The organism is Microcoleus sp. bin48.metabat.b7b8b9.023 (assembly GCF_013299185.1).
Lineage (GTDB): Bacteria > Cyanobacteriota > Cyanobacteriia > Cyanobacteriales > Microcoleaceae > Microcoleus.
Genome location: NZ_JAAFKG010000002.1, coordinates 130778 through 150260, shown reverse-complemented (window position 1 = coordinate 150260; position 19483 = coordinate 130778). Strand labels below are relative to the sequence as shown.

Genomic DNA, 19483 nt, shown 5'->3' with positions numbered 1-19483 from the left:
GAAAGTATGAATTTGTAAAATTATGCTTTCGCTAGATCCTCCTTGCTGATAAACTGACTCGAAGAAACTCAGCCCTTTTTTGGAAATATCAAAGATGGAAGAAGAAATGTTGTTAGAAAATGTATCGGGAACACTTTTTCCCGATCGAGATGAAACAGAAATTTCTGACCTGAAAAAAACCAGTTTGTTTTCACCGATCGCCCTGGACGAGCAGCAGCCAAAACTCGTGTTTTCCGCCAGCGAACTCGATCGACTCGCCGATTTTCGGGATGCTAGTGCTATCAATTCCGATAGCGGGTTAGGCAAGTTAGTTGACAATGCGATCGCACAAAACAGCGGCATCACTAACGGCAAAGTTCCGAATCCTCCTAAAGACGCATCCCCCAAAGTTGCTGATGATAGCAGCAAAATGGCTGAATTGAGCGGCGTACCCGAAGAAGGTACAGGCAACAAAAATGACAAAAAAGATAACAGCGGCAGCGATCCCCAGACGATCGAAGGTACTGATGGCGATGACATAATTGTTGCCACGGGCGCTAACCAGTCGCTCTACGGCAAAAGAGGCAAAGACAAACTCAAAGGAAAGAGTGGCAAAAATAAACTCTATGGAGGCAAAGACGGCGACGATTGCGAGGGCGGCGATGGCGATGACGAAATAAGAGGCGATCGCGGCGACGACAAGTGCGACGGCGGCGAAGGCAACGATACCGTCTACGGTGGCAAAGACAACGACACTCTTTCTGGTGGCACCGGCAACGATACCTGCAAAGGCGATGACGGCGATGACTGGGTGCACGGCAACGACGGCAAGGATGACGTTGACGGCGGCAGCGGCAATGATACCGTCTACGGCGGCAAAGGCGACGACACCTGCAATGGTGGCGAAGGCAACGATACTGTCAGGGGCGATCGGGGTAACGACAACGTTAACGGCGGCGAAGGCAATGACACCGTTAACGGTGGCAAAGATAACGATACCGTCACCGGCGGTGCTGGCAATGACGGTTGCAGCGGCGACGACGGCGACGACACCGTAATGGGCGGCAGCGGCGACGACACCACAACAGGCGGTGCCGGCAACGACAACGTTAGCGGCGACGAAGGCGACGACAGCGTTGTCGGCGGCGACGGCAAAGATACCTTGATCGGTGGCGAAGGCAACGACGCTTGCAGTGGCGACGAAGGCGACGACAGCGTTGTCGGTGGCGCTGGTGACGACACCGTGATGGGCGGTACTGGCAACGATACCCTCGTTACTGGCGACGGCAATGACATGGCAGAGGGCGGTGATGGCGACGACAGCGTTGCCGGCGGCGGATCTGGCAACGATACGCTGATGGGTAATGCTGGCAACGATACGATCGTTGGCGGTACTGGCAACCATACCTGTAGCGGCGGTGCTGGAAATGACGTTTTTGTCATGGATATGGGTAACAATACCACTCCCGGAAGTTCCGTCATCACTGACTACGAAGATGGCTTAGACAAGTTTCTGCTGTCTGGCAGCTTGAACTTTAGCAGCTTGTTGTTTGTACAAGTCGGCCTCAATACCGAAATTCGACTCAGCAGCAATCAGTTGGTGCTGGCACTATTGTTGAATGTTAGCGCTACTATTCTCAATGCTGGCGACTTTTTGGGAGTTAATGGTAGCTCTCCAAGCCCAAGCCCAACTCCAACTCCAACTCCAACCCCAAGTCGAATAGTTAGTACCCCTCCGCGATCGCAAGCCAACAAAACACTCACTGTCGGTTCCGACGGCTTGCCACAAACTATTACTGGTGACTTGTTGAAGTTTGTCGATAACGAGCAAAGTGCTAGCGAAACAGTCTTTAAGTTAACGGAGCTCCCTGATGCTAAAACCGGGAAACTATTCTTTAAGGGAGTAGAGGTAACACAAGTCGGTTTGAGCTTCACTCAAGTAGACATTAGCCTCAATTTATTAACTTTCCAAGCTGTAAAAGGTTTTGTCGGTGCGGCTAGTTTTGGTTTTGAAGTAAGCGACGGCAGAAATATTGTCACCAGCCAACGTTTTAGCTTCAATGTCGAGCAAAATATCTTTAATTTTGCTGGCAATACCAATCCTCAAGTGATTGTCGGTTCGCTCACGCTAGATAATGACATCGAAGGCGGCGAGGGCGACGATGACATTAAAGGCGGTAACAAGACTAACAAAATTAAAGGCAACAAAGGCAAGGACAAAATTAAAGGCGGCGATGGCGGCGATAACGATATCGACGGCGGCGATGGCGATGACGAGATCGAAGGTGGTAAAGGCAAAAACAAAATTAAAGGAGGTAAAGGCAAAAACAAAATTAAAGGCGGTGATGGTGAGAATGATATCGAAGGTGGCGATGACGATGACGAGATCGAAGGTGGTAAAGGCAAAAACAAAATCAAAGGAGGTAAAGGCAAAAACAAAATCAAAGGCGGTGATGGTGAGAATGATATCGAAGGTGGCGATGACGATGACGATATCATCGGTGGTAAAGGCAAAAACAAAATCAAAGGAGGTAAAGGCAAAAACAAAATCAAAGGCGGTGATGGCGATAATGATATCGAAGGTGGCGATGACGATGACGATATCGAAGGTGGTAAAGGCAAAAACAAACTCATCGGCGGTATTGGCAATGACAAAATTAAAGGCGGCGATGGCGAGAATGAGATCGACGGTGGCGAAGGAACCAATACTCTAATTGGAGGCGCTGGTAAGAATCGCTTTATTTACAAAGTTTCTCGCGAAAAGATTAAAACAGTTCTAGATGCTGACTTAATTACTGACTTTAAGGCTGATGAAGATCTCTTAGAGTTGTCGGCCGCAGCTTTTGGCAATCTCAGCCTTACCAGCTTGACTCGACTGGCGATTACGGCTACTTCTACTGTTGGATCGATCGGCAGTTCTAACTTACTCGACTTCAGCGCCGATATCAGCGTTACCAGCATCGCCACTTTGCAAGCGCGGTTTGCAGCTTTGGGAGGCAACAGTGACGCACCTACTTTCTGTCAGTTTACAGATGCCGAGACTAACCGTTCCGTGCTGGTATTTGCTGTTGGGGCGCGCTTTGAAATTGTCACCAGTTTCTCGCTGAAATTTAGCCTGCAAATCAGGAACTTTGTCTTCAGCGGCCCGCCACTAAATGTTCCTGTCGGTACTTCCGGCCCTGACAATTTAAACTTCGGCACTAATCCGGCCGCAGTTAATTTCAAGGCTTTGGCTGGCGATGACAACATTGTCGGCAGCAACTTTAACGATACCATCGACGGCGGTGACGGCAACGATACCATCACCGGCGGCCTCGGTGCCGATGTCCTCAGCGGTGGTAGTGGTGCAGATCTCTTTGTTTACAGGACAACTAAAGAAGGTGGCGATCGAATTTCTGACTTCAAATCTGGAACAGATAAATTCCAGTTTGTATCGAGCGAATTCGGCAATGTGACTACTACTAACTTTGACGGTGTTAGCGGTTCAACTCCTGACATTACCGGCAAAGAGTTAGTCATTTTCACTGGCGGAACCTATGCCAGTCTCGAAGCGGCTCAAGCTAAGGCTTTGGGCAGTTCAACAACTCCTGGTTTCTTCGCATATAACAATGCTGCGAACGAAACGGTGTTGGTGTTTGACTCTAACGGTACAGCACCAGGCGGTTCGACAATTGTTGCGAATCTGGGTACTGCGGCGGGAACTTTGGGCACAGCAGACTTTGTGTTTACTGGTGCAAGTGCAACTTCTCCGACTGGTACTTCTACAAATTCCGGCAGCATTGTTGATTTAAATGCTGCTGGGAATACCTATCCGAGTGCGAGCAATAATTTCGGTTCAGGTGCTGGCGGTTACAACTTCAGCACTCCCGTCTTATTTACCGGAGATGCGAAGGCTAACAATGTCACTGGTACTCAATTTGCTGACATCTTCAGCGGTGGTAGCGGTGCAGATATTCTGACTGGTGGCAGTGGTGCAGATATCTTTGTTTACAATTCTCCCGGTGAAGGCGGTGATACGATTACTGACTTTGCCTTTGGGGTTGACAAATTCAAGTTTGCCAGTGGTGCTTTCGGGAATTTGACTACTACTAACTTTGACGGTGTGACGGGTTCAACTCCTGACATTACTGGCAAAGAGTTAGTGATTTTTACCGGCGGGAATTATTCGACTGTGGAAGCGGCGCAAGCTAAGGCTTTGGGCAGTTCTACAACTCCTGGTTTCTTCGTATATACGAATACGAATAGCGAGACGGTGTTGGTGTTTGACTCGAACGGTACAGCGGCAGGCGGTTTCACAACTGTTGCTAATTTGGGTACGGCTGCGGGCACTTTGGGCACAGCAGACTTCTTGTTTACTGGTGCGACTGGTTCTGCTCCGACTGGTACTTCTACAAATTCCAGCAGCATTGTTGATTTAGTTGCTAATCCGGGTACTTTCCCGACAACTGGAGTTTACAATTTCGGTTCTGGTGCGGGCGGTTACAACTTTACCACTCCTGTCTTGTTTACCGGCAATTCAACTGTGGCGAATAACGTCACTGGTACTGAGTTTGCTGACATCTTCAACGGTGGTGGCGGTGCAGATATCCTCAACGGTGGCGGCGGTGCAGATACTATCACCGGTGGTGCCGGTGTAGATATTCTGACTGGCGGTTCTGGTGCAGATATCTTTGCTTACAAGGCTCCTGGCGACGGCCCGGATACGATTACTGACTTTACTTTCGGAACTGACAAATTGCAGTTTGTTGCGAACGCTTTCGGCAATTTGACTTCTACGAATTTTGTCAGTGTGAGCGGTTCAAATCCTGACATTACTGGCAAACAATTGGTGATTTTCACCGGTGCCAATTATTCGACTGTGGAGGCGGCTCAAGCTAAGGCTGTGGGTGGTTCTACAACTCCTGGTTTCTTCGTATATACGAATACGAACAGCGAGACGGTGTTGGTGTTTGACTCGAATGGTACAGCGGCAGGTGGTTTCACAACTGTTGCTAATTTGGGTACGGCTGCGGGGACTTTGGGCACAGCAGACTTCTTGTTTACAGGGACAATCGTTGCTTCTCCAACTACCCCTGCTCCGACTTCTGGTAGCATTGTCAATTTAGTGACTAATCCGGGTACTTTCCCGACAACTGGAGTTTACAACTTTGGTTCTGGTGCGGGCGGTTACAACTTTACCACTCCTGTCTTGTTTACTGGCAATTCAACTGTGGCGAATAATGTCACTGGTACTGAGTTCTCCGATATTTTGAACGGCGGTTCCGGTGCTGATATTTTCAACGGTGGGGCTGGTAATGACAGCATCTCCGGTGGCGCTGGTAATGACAGCATCTCCGGTGGTGCTGGTAATGACACTTTAATCGGCGGTTTGGGAACAAATGCTCTCAGCGGTGGATTGGGTTCTGATGTGTTTGTGTTCACGGGAACTACTGCTGGTGGCGGGGATATCATTACGGATTACAGCATTGTTGATGATGTAATGAACATTGACAAGATTGCTTTTGCCGGGTTGGGATCGGGGCCTTTGGGTTCGAGTTTCTACCGGTACAGCAGCACTGTTGCTACTGTAAGCGCGATCGAGTCATCCTTGACTTCGCCGTCGATTATTGCTCTCTTCGATGGTGCAGCTACTAAGTTGTATTACGATAGCAACGGTTCGACGGTTGGTGGCAACAGTTTGTTTGCTACTGTCAATGTCAATTTGGGAGTTTCGGGTAATTCTGAATTGTTCTTGTTCTAAACGGCAAGAATTCTAATCTGAATATCAAGGGTATGCACGGGGATACAGCATTGCTGTATCCCAACAAGATAAGGACACGGCAATGCTGTGTCCTTATTTTGTTGTTGATTTTCAAACAATTTAGCGGCTTTGTTTTGGCTAGGGAAATGGCACTACCCTGTCTTTTTTTGCGGTGTTGTTGATGGTGGATACGATCGCGCGATCGCCTTTTTGGGGATTTGTGCGATCGACTATTAGAAAATTAACTCTTCAACCCACGGAGGTGGGTTTCGTCTGTGTAGACGCGGTTTCAACCGCCGTTTCCGTTACAATATATTTTTGGGGTTTCTTGACAAGAATTCTGGAACGGTGTCGGTGCGTCGCTATGAGATTGTCTGTGTGGATTCAGAGTTTTTTGAGGGCGACACACCCTACGGAAGACTTCAACTGCCGTCTCCATTACCTCGTTTCCAACCGCTGCCGCCATTTGCTGCTAATTACATCGATCGCAGTCACGACAACTAACAGCACTAACATCATGGTAGTGGCTTTGTTGTATTCAAAAGCTCGAATATAATTGACTAATTCAAAACCAATTCCGCCGGCGCCCACAACACCCAACACCGAAGCCGCCCGGATGTTGTATTCAAACATCCACAGCGTGTAGCCCAGGGCTAGCGGCAACACTTGCGGGAAAATGCCGTATTGGGCAACTTGCAGCCAAGATGCGCCTCCTACTTGCAACGATTCGATCGATCGCGCTTCCACAGACTCGATCGCCTCCTGATAAAATTTAGCAAGATAACCTATTGTATAAATTCCCAAAGCCAAAGTACCAGCCGGCGCGCCCAAACCAGTCGCGGATACAAACAGCAATCCCAGGACAATTGAAGGAACGGATCGCACCGCATTTTGCAATAAATTAGCTAGCCACTGCAACCACTTTGGTGCTATATTGTGGGCGCTACAAATCGCAATCGGTACGGAAAGAATCGCGCCGATTGTGGTTCCCCACAGCGACATTTGAACTGTTTCGATTAAGGCGTTAATTGCTACGTCGATAATTTCGAGATTTGGCGGCCACAAGCGGGACATAAAATCTGTCATGTATGGCCAACTGCTAGCCAATGTTGTGGCATCTATTTCTAATCCCTGCAAGGCCCAACCGTAAATTACAATTAAGATTGTTGTAATACCTGGGGTTTTAATCAAGCTATAATTTTTTGAGAAGTTAGTTGATTTTTTTTCGATCATTTCAGTTGGTTTTGAGATTTATGTACGGCTATTTTTTTGTTTGATGAAGGGGCTTTTTTGTGAACCGCAGAGGGCGCAGAGAACACAGAGGAAGAGGGGAGAAGAGGGGAGTTCACACTGCTAGTTTGGGATGTGTTGATTTGCTAAATTTTTCTGACAGGTTTTGACATTTGCCATCATAGACTATCTGACCGGCATCTAGGACGATCGCTCTTTCTGGATATCTGCTTGCCATTCCTAAGTCGTGCAATACTACAACTACGGTCATGCCTTGTTCTCGGTGCAGCTTCGCCAGAATTTCCATTACTTGTTGGGCTGCGATTACGTCTAATCCGGTGGTGGGCTCGTCTGCGAGTAAAATCTGCGGTGATTGGATTAAGGCGCGGGCGATGGCGACTTTTTGCTGTTGTCCGCCGCTTAGCAGTCCGGTTTTTTGGTATGCTAGGTCTATGAGTCCGAAGTCTGCGAGTAGGTCAAAAGCTCGATCGCGCTTTTGCTTTGGAAAACCCCACAGAGTCTCCCAAGTATTCAATCCTCCCAAGCAACCACACAGCACATTGTCGATCGCAGGTAGCTGTTTAATCAATCCGCCACCTTGAAAAATCAAGCCAATATCGCGCCGAATTCGCCTCAAGGTGTGCGAAGTGATCGCATTATCGTTAATCCGAATTTCTCCGCTTTTGACGGGAACTAATCCGACAAAAGAACGTAAAAGAGTAGATTTTCCGGCACCGTTTAAACCAAGAAGTGCTACAAATTCGCCCTGCTTAATTTTGCAATCAATTCCGTTCAAAATCGGGCGTTTGAGCGAGGTTGAATAAGCTGTTTCTAACTTGCTACATTCGATAGTCATAGGAATTATTTGTTAACAAATTTGGCTCAAACAATGTCATAGCGACCACCTACAATAAAATAGGTTCGTAGTGAGGACTTTAGTCCTGCTTTTTTCTGCGGACGAACTTCCTGACTACCAACAATAAAATAGGTTTGTAGTGAGGACTTTAGTCCTTCTTTTTTCTGCGGACTAAAGTCCTCACTACGAACCTTTGTTTTACGATGTGAGGATTTTTGTCCTTCTTTTTTCTGCGGACTAAAGTCCTCACTACGAACCTTTGTTTTACGATGTGAGGATTTTTGTCCTTCTTTTTTCTGCGGACTGAAGTCCTCACTACGAACCTTTGTTTTACGGTGTGAGGATTTTTGTCCGGCTTTTCTGCGGACTAAAGTCCTCACTACGAACCTTTGTTTTACGATGTGAGGATTTTTGTCCTTCTTTTTTCTGCGGACTAAAGTCCTCACTACGAACCTTTGTTTTACGGTGTGAGGATTTTTGTCCGGCTTTTCTGCGGACTAAAGTCCTCACTACGAACCTTTGTTTTACGATGTGAGGATTTTTGTCCTTCTTTTTTCTGCGGACTAAAGTCCTCACTACGAACCTTTGTTTTACGATGTGAGGATTTTTGTCCGGCTTTTCTGCGGACTAAAGTCCTCACTACGAACCTTGATTTTACGTGATAAATTTAGTCGTCTGATATTTATGCGGACTGAAGTCCTCACTACGAACCTTGATTTTACGGTTCGAGTTTAGCACGCACCAAAGCTTGGCGCAAGCTTGCTAAATGGCTAGCATGATCGACTTTTACCAATTTTTGGGAATTGTACAAGCTGCGGAACAATTGATTGTTTGCAGGTTCGTTCATTTTCATGAAAGCATTGATGAGTTTTTCTCGCATTGGTGCCGGAATGCTATCGTCAATTACAATTCCGTGGGCTGGAACTCCTGGTATCTGCTGCAAAACTCGCAATTTCTTGCCTTCTTCTGCTGTAATCCAAGGCGGTAGTAAAGCGTATTCCGAGACGGCTGCGACTTCTGCTTGACCTCTTAAAACTGATTGCAAAGCGCTCCCGTAACCGTCGCCGTAGGTAACATTTCCAAAGAAATTTTCCAGTCTATCCGGGCCTGAGACTAATCCTTGACCTACTAATTCTGAGACTGGGAAAATAAATCCTGAACCGGAAGTTCGAGATGTGAAAGCCATTTTTTTACCCTTCAATTGTTCGAGGGTTTGCTTTGCTGAACCTTTCGGGCGCAGCGGACTATCTTGCCGCACTACAAACACAGAATCGTAGGTATTTCCGCCGGAATAATCACTGCGAACTTCTGCTAAATACATCCGCGCTTTGGCTAATTGTTCTGCTTTTAATGCCGCGCGCCCTGCTACAAATGCGACATCTGCCCTATTCGCCCTCAATGCTTCTACAGCGGCGGTTTCGTCGCCGATGACTGCTTCCACGGGCATTCCGATTTCTTTTGAGAGTATTGCAGCTACTTGATTGGCTTTGTTTTGCAAGTCTGTAGCATCTCTGCGGTTGGCAAATACGATCCTAATGCGACTTATAGCTGCTTGTGCTGTTAAATCTAGATCGCCCTTTGGGGTTGTTTGCGCGATCGCCTTCTGCCCAATTCCCATTGCATTCGCTGTCAAACCCGCTAGCAGCAACAATCCTGCGCTAGCGCTTGCTAGCACTTTAAACTTTGCATTCATTAATTCCTCTCCTGCACAACCGCAACTTTTTGATAATCTATTGCAATAACCTTGATGTTATCCTACAACGCTTTTGGTAATTAGTTGCAATAGTCAATAGATAATAATTTCCGATATGTCATATCATCAAAATTGATTAAGCTTTGACGCTATATATGATATAATCCCGCCCAAGCACCCCAGGCAGAAACAATATGACAGCCAACTTTACCGATAAAAATGCTTTGCAAGTCTGTTTTGCTGATGTGGAGGCGGCGGCAAAGCGCTTGCAGGGCAAAGCTTTCAAGACACCGGTGCTGACTTCGACAACTTTCAACAAACGGACAAATTCTCAGGTATTTTTCAAGTGCGAGAACTTTCAGCGGACGGGCTCGTTTAAATTTCGGGGTGCTTGCAATGCTTTGATGCAGCTATCGGAAGCCCAAAAACACAACGGAGTAGTGACTTTTTCTTCGGGAAATCACGCGCAGGCGATCGCCCTTGCCGCACAGTTGCTGTCAATTCGCGCTACTGTGGTAATGCCGGCAGATGCGCCCAAAGTCAAGCAGGAAGCGACTCGCGGCTATGGTGCCGAAATTGTTTTGTACGATCGCACTCAAGTTTCCCGCGAAGAGCTCACCGCCCAAATTGCCAGGGAACGACACTTGACAATTATTCCTCCTTATGATGACGCGCGAGTGATCGCGGGACAAGGTACGGCGGCGCTGGAATTGATCGCAGAAGTTGGGGAGTTGGATTTGCTGCTGGTTTGCTGCGGCGGTGGAGGTTTATTGTCGGGATGTGCGATCGCAGCTAAAACTTTGTCTCCGAAGTGTACAGTCATAGGGGTGGAACCCGAGCAAGCAGATGATGCCGTGCGATCGTTCCGCACCAAAACGCTGCAAACTGTTAGCAACCCGGATACTATTGCTGACGGTGCGCGCACCCCGTCTTTGGGGAAATTGACTTTTCCTTTGGTACTGCATTATGTGGACGATATGGCAACAGTTTCGGAAGCGCAAATTCGCAATACAATGTTTTTTATGTGGGAGCGGATGAAGATTGTTGTTGAACCGACGGGAGTGTTAGCTGCGGCGGCTTTGCTGTCAGGAGTTGTGAAAGCTGAAAATAAGAGAGTTGGCGTGATTGTCAGCGGTGGAAATGTGGATATTAGAGAGGTCGATCGCTTTTTTGCTTAGATGGGGATAGTTCTCTGGTAAGATGCTCCCACAACAAACTTTGATATCACAGCACAATGTCTTCAGAAACAAACTCAGCCGCTCAATCTACAACTGGTGCAGATGCGATCGATGTGGCGATCGCCTCAGGAATCGATTTTGACGGCACTGCGATTCCGAAAGCAAAATTAGACCTGTACGAGAAAGTAATGGGATTAGAAGCCGGGAGACAGCGCAGCGGCGTGTCGAACACCATGCGATCGCGCATTGTCCGCATTGGAGTCAAACACTTGTCTCAAGCAGAACTCGATCCAATGTTAATTGCTGCTGACTTCGCACCGCTAAAAGACAAAGAAGTTGCCTTTTATTACGGCGGTAAGTAACAATTAGGTAACGCAGAAACGCGAAATATAAGATACCAAAGAAACCGGGTTGTTCCATGATATTGTGTCCGATAGATTAACCGCAATAAGATTAGTTCGTATTAGTTCGTAGTGCGGACTTCAGTCCGCAAAAAGCTGCGGACTGAAGTCCGCACTACAAACCATTTTTGTTATGGTAATCGACCGGATATGATATGATTAAGTGTTTTGATGCAATATTTATCGCAAAAACCCGGTTTCCCCCTCAATGAAAAATTGACAAAGGGGATGTATTTCAACTAAGACGCAAGTATAACTGAAACTATGGCTAGCACAAGAGCAATAATTTGCGGGATTGTAATTGGTTCTTTCAGAAAGAAATATGATAGAAATACAGTAATTAGTGGGTAAAGGGATGTAATGCTGATGACGCTGATAACTGGCCCGCTTTCAATGGATCTCAGAAAAATCACAGATGCCACAGTTCCGCAAACACCGATTAATAAAGCAGATAGGATTCCTGCAATATTTCCCTCAAGGCTCAAGTTTTTACTGTTGGCAAGAATGAATACTGTAGTTAAAATAGCGCCGATTGTTTCATAAACAAAAACTGTTTTGTAGTCAATATATTTAGTCGCTAACTTCCCAAAAAATCCCCAAATACCGTATAATAGCGAACAAATGAGTGCATAGATTAACCAATTGGGTATTTTAACCATTGTTTCAAGAAGGCAAGTGCATTATTTGGTGCTAGTTGTACTAGACTCTAGATTGCGATCGCATTTGATAAATTTTCGCTAATCGCCACCTGTACGGTTCTTAATTCTCCGGTTTCAAAGCACGTTCCATCAGTGATAAAACAGCTTGTTCGGGAGTAATTTCACCATTTAGCAAACGGTAAACTTGACTGGATACAGGGACTTCAATCTCGCGCCTATCCGCCAAATCAATCAATACATTAGTAGTATTAACTCCCTCAGCAGTGCTCTGCAATTCCTGCACAACTTCCTCCAAAGACTTGCCTTTCGCCAATCCGAAACCAACCCGATAATTGCGCGACAAAGAACTATTGCAAGTAGCGAGTAAATCTCCCAAACCAGACAAACCGTAAAACGTTTCGGCGCGAGCTCCCAACCGAACTCCCACCCGAATCATTTCCGGCAAAGCGCGAGTTAACAAAGCAGATTTAGCATTAGTTCCTAATTGTAAACCATCGCAAACACCAGCGGCGATCGCAAAAACATTCTTCAAAGTGCCGCCCAACTCAGTCCCCAGGGGATCTTGATTGACATAAACCCGAAAAATATCCGAACTATAAATAGTCTGCACTTGTTTGGCCGCCGCTAAATCTAAACTCGCCGCTACCGTCGCAGCGGGTAATCCTTGCTGAATTTCTTCGGAAAGATTGGGGCCCGAAAGTACGACAATTGGATTGTCAGGAAAGGCATTTTGCCAAATTTGAGACGGAGTGCGCGTCGTGGCGGGGTCTAAACCTTTGGTGACAGTAACTATAATTGTACTGGGATTTGGATTTAAGGCAAGCAGGCGATCGACTGTTTCGCCAACTCCTTTCATCGCAACCGCCGAAACCACAACATCGGCGCCAGTTATAACTGATTCTAGACTAAAAGAACTGCGGCGCGACCACAAATTTACCCGATCGCCCTTTTTACCTCCCAGATTTGCCAGGGCACAACCCCATGCACCTCCGCCTAATATTGTCAGAATTTTCATTGGTAATGGGTAATTGGTAATTGCTTGAACCGAAAACCATTTGGCATTCTTTATGTCATCTCCGGCCGATTAACCGGGAAATAAGTAAGGTTCGTAGTGCGGACTTCAGTCCGCTTTCTGCTGCGGACTGAAGTCCGCACTACAAACCTTTTTTGTAACAAGTAACAACTGTCAACTGTCAACTGTCAAACGCGGCCGCAATCCATAATGACGGTAACGCCAATAATCGCGTAAAATACTCCTGTGATCGAAACACAACTCACTAGGAATCTGCCAAGATTCAAAAATTTGTAAATTTTTAGCATCATCCGCAGCTTGAGGTTCGCCCGTTGCCGCAGCCAAGAATACAATACTGATTGTATGTTGCCGCGCGTCGCGATTGGGATCGGAATAAACGTAAAATTGCTCGATTAATTCTACATTCAAACTTGTTTCTTCTAAAGCTTCGCGCTTAGCCGCCGTTTCTACCGATTCCCCGTAATCGACAAAGCCCCCAGGAATCGCCCAGCCGTAGGGAATATGCAGGCGTTCTATGAGGACGATCGGTCGCTGCGGGCGATCGACCAATTCAATGATAATATCAACTGTAGGTGCAGGATTCCTATAATTCACGGATTTGATAATTGGTAATTGGGCATCGGGCATTGGGCATTGGGCAAACAGGGCATCGGGCATCGGGCATCGGGCATTGGGCATCGGGCATTGGGCATTGGGCATTGGGCATTGGGCATCGGGCAAACAGGGCATCGGGCATCGGGCATTAATGATTTTATATGTAACAAGTAACAAGTAACAAGTAACAAGTAACAAGTAACAAATAACAAATAACAAATAACAAGTAACAAATAACAAATAACAAATAACAAATAACAAATAACAAGTAACATTATGCCTAAGTGGCTGGGAAAAGTTTTAGGTATTGGTGCGGGTACAATCCTCCTGCTAGGTGCGACGGGATACTGGTACGTGTTTATTGCCGGAGCACCTCAATTAGACCCTCCGAAAATCATAGCCGATGCCGACTTAAAATTTGAACTCAAAACATATAAAAGTGCAGCTATGAATTCAGAGCGCACCTACGGCTTAATTCTACCTCCCGGGTATGCAAAAAATCCTAAACAGCGCTATCCAGTGATTTTTTTGCTACACGGCGGGCACGGAGATGCGCGCGCCTATCAAGACAAAGCTGCTGTTACTTCCGTGCTCCACGATTTATATAAAAGCAAAAGATTGCCACCGTCAATTATCATTACCCCTGACGGAAATGACAAGCGCGGGACGAGTCCTTTGTGGGACCCGCAGTATTTTGACGGGCCTAACGGTAAGGTAGGAACTGCGATCGGCTCCGAGTTGGTTCAAATTGTAAAATCGCGCTACAGAACGCTGGAAGACCCCAAATTCTGGGCAATGGGAGGACAATCTTCGGGGGGGTGGGGAGCTTTTAATATCGGTTTGCGATATTTAAATAATTTTAATATTCTGTTCAGCCACAGCGGTTATTTTACCGATCAAAGTGGCAAAGCTAACAGTCCTAAATATTTAGTGCCGAAACTTTCTACCAAAGACAGACAGAGACTGCGGGCTTATTTAGATGCGGGGGAAGGAGACGAAAAATTTCTGACTTCTACGCAACAATTTCACGAACAATTAAATAGTTTGGGCATCTCTAACGAGTTTAACAAATTTCCTGGCGGGCACGGAATTGTCGGCCCGGATGTGGGTTGGAATTATTGGCACAAGCATTTAGCGGATTCTTTGAGTTATGTTGGAGGTCAGTTTAAGATAGCGGGTGATGTCCGATAGCCTGATTCTTTTATCTGGGTTCGTATAATTCTTAGATGTTATTGTTTGGTGTGCGTCGAAATCGAAATAACCCTCTGCGATTACTTTCATAAAAGATTCCTATCACAAATTGCTAAAATTTACAAAGGTGAACTGTGTTATCCCAAAAAACTAGGATTGGACTCTGGACTGCATCATTTTTAACTGGATTGGTTGGAGTTATTAACCTGCTGTCTGCTGTAACTCCCAGTTTACCCGATCGCCGAAATTGGCTGGAACCATTTTTTCCTTTTCCCGTGCGGGCGGGCGGGCATTTTTTTGCAGCCGTTATCGGATTTATGCTGCTAACTCTGGCAACTAATTTGTTGCGTCGCAAGCGGGTTGCTTGGTTGCTGACGGTGGGATTGTTAATTGCTTCTATTTTAACTCATCTAGTCAAGGGATTGGATGTTGAAGAAAGTTTGCTTTCTGGGGTGCTGCTGTTTCAGTTGTTGGTGATGCGGAAGACGTTTACTGCTAAATCCGATCGCCCTTCAATTGCTCAAGGAATCCGAGTTTTGCTGGGCGCTTTGCTGTTTACGCTAGCTTACGGTACGGCTGGTTTTTACATTTTAGACGGGCGTTTTGAAGTTAACGAAAAAGCAATTAATTTCGATTGGGACGATGCTATATTCCAAACTTTCGCCATGTTTTTTACGGCGGATAATGCGGGTTTGGTTCCGAAAACTAGGTTTGCTAGCTTTTTTGCGGATTCGATTTATGCTGTAGGTGCGGTAACGATTGGTTATGCACTTTTGATGCTGCTGCGCCCGGTGCTGCTGCGAAATTCGGCGAGTTTTTCGGAACGGAATGAAGCTAGAGAAATTGTAGAAAAATACGGGCGGACAACACTGGCAAAATTGGCGTTGCTTGAGGATAAATCTTATTATTTTAGTCCTTCGGGTAAAAGTACGATCGCCTATGTGCCCAAAGGTAGAGGTGCGATCGCCCTTGGAGACCCCATCGGCCTCCCAGAAGACCGCAAAGAGGCTATTCTGGGGTTTCAAGAGTTTTGCGATCGCAATGACTGGTATCCTGCATTCTATCAAACTTTGCCCGACGATCTAGAAATGTATTCTAATCTCGGTTTTCGAGTGGTGCAAATTGGTGAAGAAGCAATTGTTGATCTCAAAACTTTTACTCTCAAAGGCAAGGCAAATCAAAACTTGAGAACTGCAATCAACCGACTCACAAAAGCCGGCCATCAAGTCAAATTTCACGAGCCTCCTTTAAGTTTGGAGTTGATGCGAAAGATGAAATTCGTCAGTGACGAGTGGCTGCAAATGGTTCAGGGTGCCGAAAAACAGTTTTCTGTCGGTTGGTTTGATGAGGCATATTTGCAGAAAACTCGGGTCGCAGCCATCCACACTCCCGACGGTAAAATTAGTGCTTTTGCTAATATGATATCGGTGGGCGATAGAGTGGTTGGAGTTGATTTAATGCGGCGCCGTACTGAGGTAGAAAACGGCACGATGGAGTGTTTGTTTGCTTCGATGTTGCAGCACTGTCAAGAGTTGGGCTATGTAGAATTCGATTTGGGTTTGTCGGCGTTGGCGGGAGTCGGAGAACCTGGGAAATCCGGGCGTTTGGAAAAGGTTTTAATTTATCTTTCGGATCACTTGAGCAAGTTTTATAATTTTAAGGGACTGCACAGTTTTAAAGATAAGTTTGGGCCGCGCTGGGAACCGCGTTATTTTGTTTATCCGAGTTGGGGAAGTTTGCCGGATGTTGTGGTTGCTTTGATTCGGGCCGATTCGGGCGATAGACTTTTTGACTATTTGCGCCCGGGAAGTTAGAGAAAATTGGTTTGTAGTGCGGACTTTAGTCCGCAGCCAAAGAGCGGACTAAAGTCCGCACTACGAACCATACGACACTCATTCCTTCTTCCTTCTTCCAAAGAGCGGACTAAAGTCCGCACTACGAACCATACGGCAATCTTTCCTTCTTCCTTCTTCCTTCTTCCTTCTCTATGCCAAGCCCCGCAGCGGCACCCGCTGCTTCTGCAAAACCTCTGAATACAGCTTTTCCAACTCAGTAATATTCTGACTGAGAGTGTAACGCTCGATCGCCCGTTGGCGTGCTTTTTGACCCAGCAGCATTCCGAACTCAGGATGATCGCAAAACAGCGGCAGCAAAGTTAGTAACTGACTCCGCACCCGCTGAGTGTTCAAAACTATCCCCGCGCCTTCCTCCAAGGCTTCTCCGTCAGCACCGGCATCCGTTGCCAAACAAGCTAAACCGCAGGCCATCGCTTCCAGCAGCGACAGCGACAGTCCCTCCACCAAAGAAGGCAAAATAAATACATCTGCACCGCGCAGAATTTCGATCCGGCGTTCCTCCTCGGCGACAAATCCGAGCCATACAATGCCGTCCTCTTCGCCGTAGGACAGTTGCAGGGAGGCGGCGAGGGGCCCGTCGCCTACGATCGCCAATACGTTACCAGGCCCAAAATTACATTGTTTCCAGGCCTTCAGCAAAGCCTCAACATTTTTCTCGGGGGCAATGCGGCCTTGATATACAAAAAGTCGATCGGCTTTTAATTCCGACTTCAAGTTTGAAGGCCCGGGCGAATACTTCGCCGCGTCTACGCCGTTGGGAATCACAGCTACCCGTTCTTCCGGCACTCCCAACTTCACCAAAATATCCCGCTGAATGTAAGAAAAGACGATCGTCGAGTCGTAGTTAGCCAAAAACGGAGCGTACAGTTGATACATCAGGTGTTGGGTTCCCGATGTCAAATTCCGCAATTTGCGATCGAACGGCGGGTGAAAAGTCGCCACCAAAGGCAAATTCAATTCTTGACAAATTTCCGGTAGCAGAAAGTCTAGGGGCGAAAGCGTCAGGGAAGCGTGAACAACATCCGGTTTCAGCCGCCGCAAAGACTTCATCAACACTGTGCGGGATTTGAGAGTTGGAATCGTATAAATTTGCGATTTGTAGTGACAGGGTAAAGAAACTTCGTTGCAACTCGCGGGCGAAAGCGAATTGGTATATGAAGTTGGAGTAATTCCACTTCCCCATTTTCCATTTGCTACGCTCCACGCGGCATTATTCCTGTCAATTTGGCCCGCTTCTTGGGCAAAGTGCAGGAAACTGACCTGGTATTCGCGGTCTAATAGTGCGTTAGTGACTTCCCTGGAGTAAGTTACATTACCGCAAAAAGGTGATTTTTTTCCTAGCCAAGCGATGTGCATTCGAGTAAATCAGAGTTTGTTATTTTTTAAATTCGATCGACTTTGCTATTAGTGCTACGGGAAATATACCAGGTTAAGACGCCACCTGCGATCGCCAATCCTGCTAAAGCCAAAAATACCGTCGGCAAACCCAGAAATGTTTCGGCTACTCCCGCTAAAGCTAATGGTAAACTCAAAGCGATATTAGTCGCATTGTTTTGCAGCCCAAAGACTTTTCCCCGCATTTCTTCTGGGGTTTCTGCTTGAATTGTCGTCTGCATCGGCACTCCCACCAACGAGGCAAACAAACCCAACAGGGTAATGAACAGCACCGAGATCCACAAATGGTGCGTAAATGCAGAAATACCGATCAGAGCAACTGCCATACCCACAGATCCGATTAAACTCAGTTGGGAGTGAGAAAATTTGTGGCCGAGATAGCCGACTGTCGTCGCCCCAGCAGCCATCCCGACGCCCACCGCAGCCAGCAAAAAGCCAAATTGCGACGCTTTCATACCGGGCAGGATTTCTGCCAGCCGCACCGCTAGAACTGCTAAGGCTGCAAAAATGGAAAATAGAATAATTAGTTGAATTAAAGCATTGCGGACTTTCGGTTGATCGTTGATGTAACGCAGCCCGTCTTTTAAATCTGCTAGGGGATGCGGCGGTTCGTGTTCGACTTCGTTTTTTTCGCCTGTTTTCATCGACAGCAACAGCACTCCGGCGAAGGCGTAACTTCCCCCGACTACTAATTCTTTGCCGATTCCGAGTCCGCCACCGAGATTGGTAAATAGGGTGTCGGCTAAGGCTAGTAAGGGTTCTCCGACTGCAAAGCCGATAATCACCGAACCCATCATGGTTGTGGTGTAGAGCGAGTTTGCCGATAGCAGGTGGCGGCGTTCCACAATTAAGGGAATTACTGACTGTTCTGCTGGGGCGAAAAATTGAGTTAGGGTCGAAACTAGGAATGTTACTAGCAGCAGCAGGCAGAATCCGAGCGGTAGTTGACCGAGTTCCCACCCGTCAGACAGCCACAGCAGCAGGGGTAATGTTAAGACGAAGCCTCCCCGCAGCAGGTTTGTGGCTACGAGCACAGCTTTTTTCGACCAACGATCGACATATACGCCCGCAGCAGCCCCAAATAATACCGCCGGTATGGTAAAGGCGATCATGATTGCCGATACCCACCTGCTGATGGTTTGATCTGGCGCTTGAAATCTGCTGGCTACCAGGGCGATCGTCAGTACGAGATAAACTTTATCTGCTAGTTGCGAGAAAACTTGACCGCTCCACAAGGCTAGAAAATTTCGGTTTTTCAACACCGGCAGAAATCCGGTTTGTTGCTCGGGAGTTTCGCCTGCTGCTTCCGCGAGCTCTGCTGCGGTTGCTGCGGTTGACAGCGGGGGGATGGCTTCTGGTTCCTGGCTGTTGTTCCAGTCTATTTCTGGATTTGTGGGATATTTGTCCATTTCTGGGTCTTGGGCGTTACTCCATTGTCGATCGGCAAAGACGGGCGATGAGTCAAAATCTGGAAAATTTTCTCGTTCTTCCATCTTGTGGTGGGTCACAGCTAAAATAGATCTTCTCAAATCAGTATCGGACAGTCGCATCATAGGATTTGGGGTGGATCGCCTGGGATGGTTGAGCTTGGGGGGATGGGAATTCAAATTGAGGCGTTAACCTCTAAATTTAATAACTCGTAACTTTTCTTATTATCTAGTTTTGCAAGAATTTTGAG

At 47.0% G+C, this 19483-nt stretch carries 14 protein-coding genes; 5 read left to right on the top strand and 9 right to left on the bottom strand.

Features of this window, described 5'->3' with window-relative positions:
* Positions 1-94: 94 nt before the first annotated feature.
* The gene (locus QZW82_RS01910) at positions 95-5719 is read left to right on the top strand and encodes a cadherin-like domain-containing protein (RefSeq protein WP_293143678.1); all 5625 of its coding nucleotides are present in this window, start codon (positions 95-97) and stop codon (positions 5717-5719) included.
* A gap of 438 nt (positions 5720-6157) precedes the next feature.
* Here the strand turns inward: QZW82_RS01910 and phnE are convergent, their stop codons facing one another.
* The 4 genes from phnE to phnD form a co-directional block, all read right to left on the bottom strand.
* Complete coding sequence (gene phnE / locus QZW82_RS01905) at positions 6158-6910, bottom strand: phosphonate ABC transporter, permease protein PhnE (protein ID WP_293143675.1); 753 nt, start codon at positions 6908-6910, stop codon at positions 6158-6160.
* A gap of 154 nt (positions 6911-7064) precedes the next feature.
* Entirely contained in the window at positions 7065-7805 is a 741-nt protein-coding gene (locus QZW82_RS01900; RefSeq protein ID WP_293143672.1) for a phosphonate ABC transporter ATP-binding protein, read from the bottom strand.
* A gap of 26 nt (positions 7806-7831) precedes the next feature.
* Complete coding sequence (locus tag QZW82_RS01895) at positions 7832-8185, bottom strand: hypothetical protein (RefSeq protein WP_293143669.1); 354 nt, start codon at positions 8183-8185, stop codon at positions 7832-7834.
* Between the two features lie 338 nt (positions 8186-8523).
* Positions 8524-9498 carry a phosphate/phosphite/phosphonate ABC transporter substrate-binding protein gene (gene phnD, locus QZW82_RS01890; RefSeq protein ID WP_293143666.1) on the bottom strand — a complete coding sequence of 325 codons (975 nt, stop codon included), beginning with the start codon at positions 9496-9498 and terminating at the stop codon, positions 8524-8526.
* Between the two features lie 194 nt (positions 9499-9692).
* Between phnD and QZW82_RS01885 the strand changes: the two genes are divergently transcribed.
* Complete coding sequence (locus QZW82_RS01885) at positions 9693-10676, top strand: threo-3-hydroxy-L-aspartate ammonia-lyase (RefSeq protein ID WP_293143663.1); 984 nt, start codon at positions 9693-9695, stop codon at positions 10674-10676.
* A gap of 56 nt (positions 10677-10732) precedes the next feature.
* Entirely contained in the window at positions 10733-11038 is a 306-nt protein-coding gene (locus tag QZW82_RS01880) for a DUF4090 family protein (RefSeq protein WP_293143660.1), read from the top strand.
* Positions 11039-11316: 278 nt separating this feature from the next.
* On the opposite strand, the gene QZW82_RS01875 is transcribed toward QZW82_RS01880, so the two are convergent.
* The 3 genes from QZW82_RS01875 to QZW82_RS01865 all read right to left on the bottom strand — a co-directional run bounded on the left by QZW82_RS01875 (position 11317) and on the right by QZW82_RS01865 (position 13363).
* Complete coding sequence (locus QZW82_RS01875; protein ID WP_293143657.1) at positions 11317-11736, bottom strand: EamA family transporter; 420 nt, start codon at positions 11734-11736, stop codon at positions 11317-11319.
* Positions 11737-11836: 100 nt separating this feature from the next.
* Positions 11837-12751, bottom strand: coding sequence for an NAD(P)H-dependent glycerol-3-phosphate dehydrogenase (locus tag QZW82_RS01870; RefSeq protein WP_293143654.1), 915 nt, complete (start codon positions 12749-12751; stop codon positions 11837-11839).
* 171 nt (positions 12752-12922) lie between these two features.
* Complete coding sequence (locus QZW82_RS01865) at positions 12923-13363, bottom strand: NUDIX hydrolase (RefSeq protein ID WP_293144015.1); 441 nt, start codon at positions 13361-13363, stop codon at positions 12923-12925.
* A 276-nt stretch (positions 13364-13639) separates the two neighbouring features.
* Between QZW82_RS01865 and QZW82_RS01860 the strand changes: the two genes are divergently transcribed.
* Together QZW82_RS01860 and QZW82_RS01855 are read left to right on the top strand one after the other, a co-directional pair.
* Entirely contained in the window at positions 13640-14554 is a 915-nt protein-coding gene (locus QZW82_RS01860; protein WP_293143651.1) for an alpha/beta hydrolase-fold protein, read from the top strand.
* A 134-nt stretch (positions 14555-14688) separates the two neighbouring features.
* Positions 14689-16368, top strand: coding sequence for a phosphatidylglycerol lysyltransferase domain-containing protein (locus QZW82_RS01855; RefSeq protein WP_293143648.1), 1680 nt, complete (start codon positions 14689-14691; stop codon positions 16366-16368).
* Positions 16369-16539: 171 nt separating this feature from the next.
* On the opposite strand, the gene QZW82_RS01850 is transcribed toward QZW82_RS01855, so the two are convergent.
* Positions 16540-17766 carry a glycosyltransferase family 4 protein gene (locus QZW82_RS01850; protein WP_293143645.1) on the bottom strand — a complete coding sequence of 409 codons (1227 nt, stop codon included), beginning with the start codon at positions 17764-17766 and terminating at the stop codon, positions 16540-16542.
* Between the two features lie 26 nt (positions 17767-17792).
* On the bottom strand, positions 17793-19358 hold the full coding sequence (locus tag QZW82_RS01845) for an MFS transporter (RefSeq protein WP_293143642.1): 1566 nt from the start codon (positions 19356-19358) through the stop codon (positions 17793-17795).
* Positions 19359-19483: the final 125 nt, after the last annotated feature.

What these genes read in the sequence shown, in the direction of transcription:
- QZW82_RS01910 (WP_293143678.1), top strand. Translation starts at nt 95, where the DNA reads ATGGAAGAAGAAATGTTGTTAGAAAATGTATCGGGAACACTTTTTCCC.
- QZW82_RS01900 (WP_293143672.1), bottom strand. Translation starts at nt 7,805, where the DNA reads ATGACTATCGAATGTAGCAAGTTAGAAACAGCTTATTCAACCTCGCTC.
- phnD (WP_293143666.1), bottom strand. Translation starts at nt 9,498, where the DNA reads ATGAATGCAAAGTTTAAAGTGCTAGCAAGCGCTAGCGCAGGATTGTTG.
- QZW82_RS01885 (WP_293143663.1), top strand. Translation starts at nt 9,693, where the DNA reads ATGACAGCCAACTTTACCGATAAAAATGCTTTGCAAGTCTGTTTTGCT.
- QZW82_RS01880 (WP_293143660.1), top strand. Translation starts at nt 10,733, where the DNA reads ATGTCTTCAGAAACAAACTCAGCCGCTCAATCTACAACTGGTGCAGAT.
- QZW82_RS01875 (WP_293143657.1), bottom strand. Translation starts at nt 11,736, where the DNA reads ATGGTTAAAATACCCAATTGGTTAATCTATGCACTCATTTGTTCGCTA.
- QZW82_RS01870 (WP_293143654.1), bottom strand. Translation starts at nt 12,751, where the DNA reads ATGAAAATTCTGACAATATTAGGCGGAGGTGCATGGGGTTGTGCCCTG.
- QZW82_RS01860 (WP_293143651.1), top strand. Translation starts at nt 13,640, where the DNA reads ATGCCTAAGTGGCTGGGAAAAGTTTTAGGTATTGGTGCGGGTACAATC.
- QZW82_RS01850 (WP_293143645.1), bottom strand. Translation starts at nt 17,766, where the DNA reads ATGCACATCGCTTGGCTAGGAAAAAAATCACCTTTTTGCGGTAATGTA.
- QZW82_RS01845 (WP_293143642.1), bottom strand. Translation starts at nt 19,358, where the DNA reads ATGATGCGACTGTCCGATACTGATTTGAGAAGATCTATTTTAGCTGTG.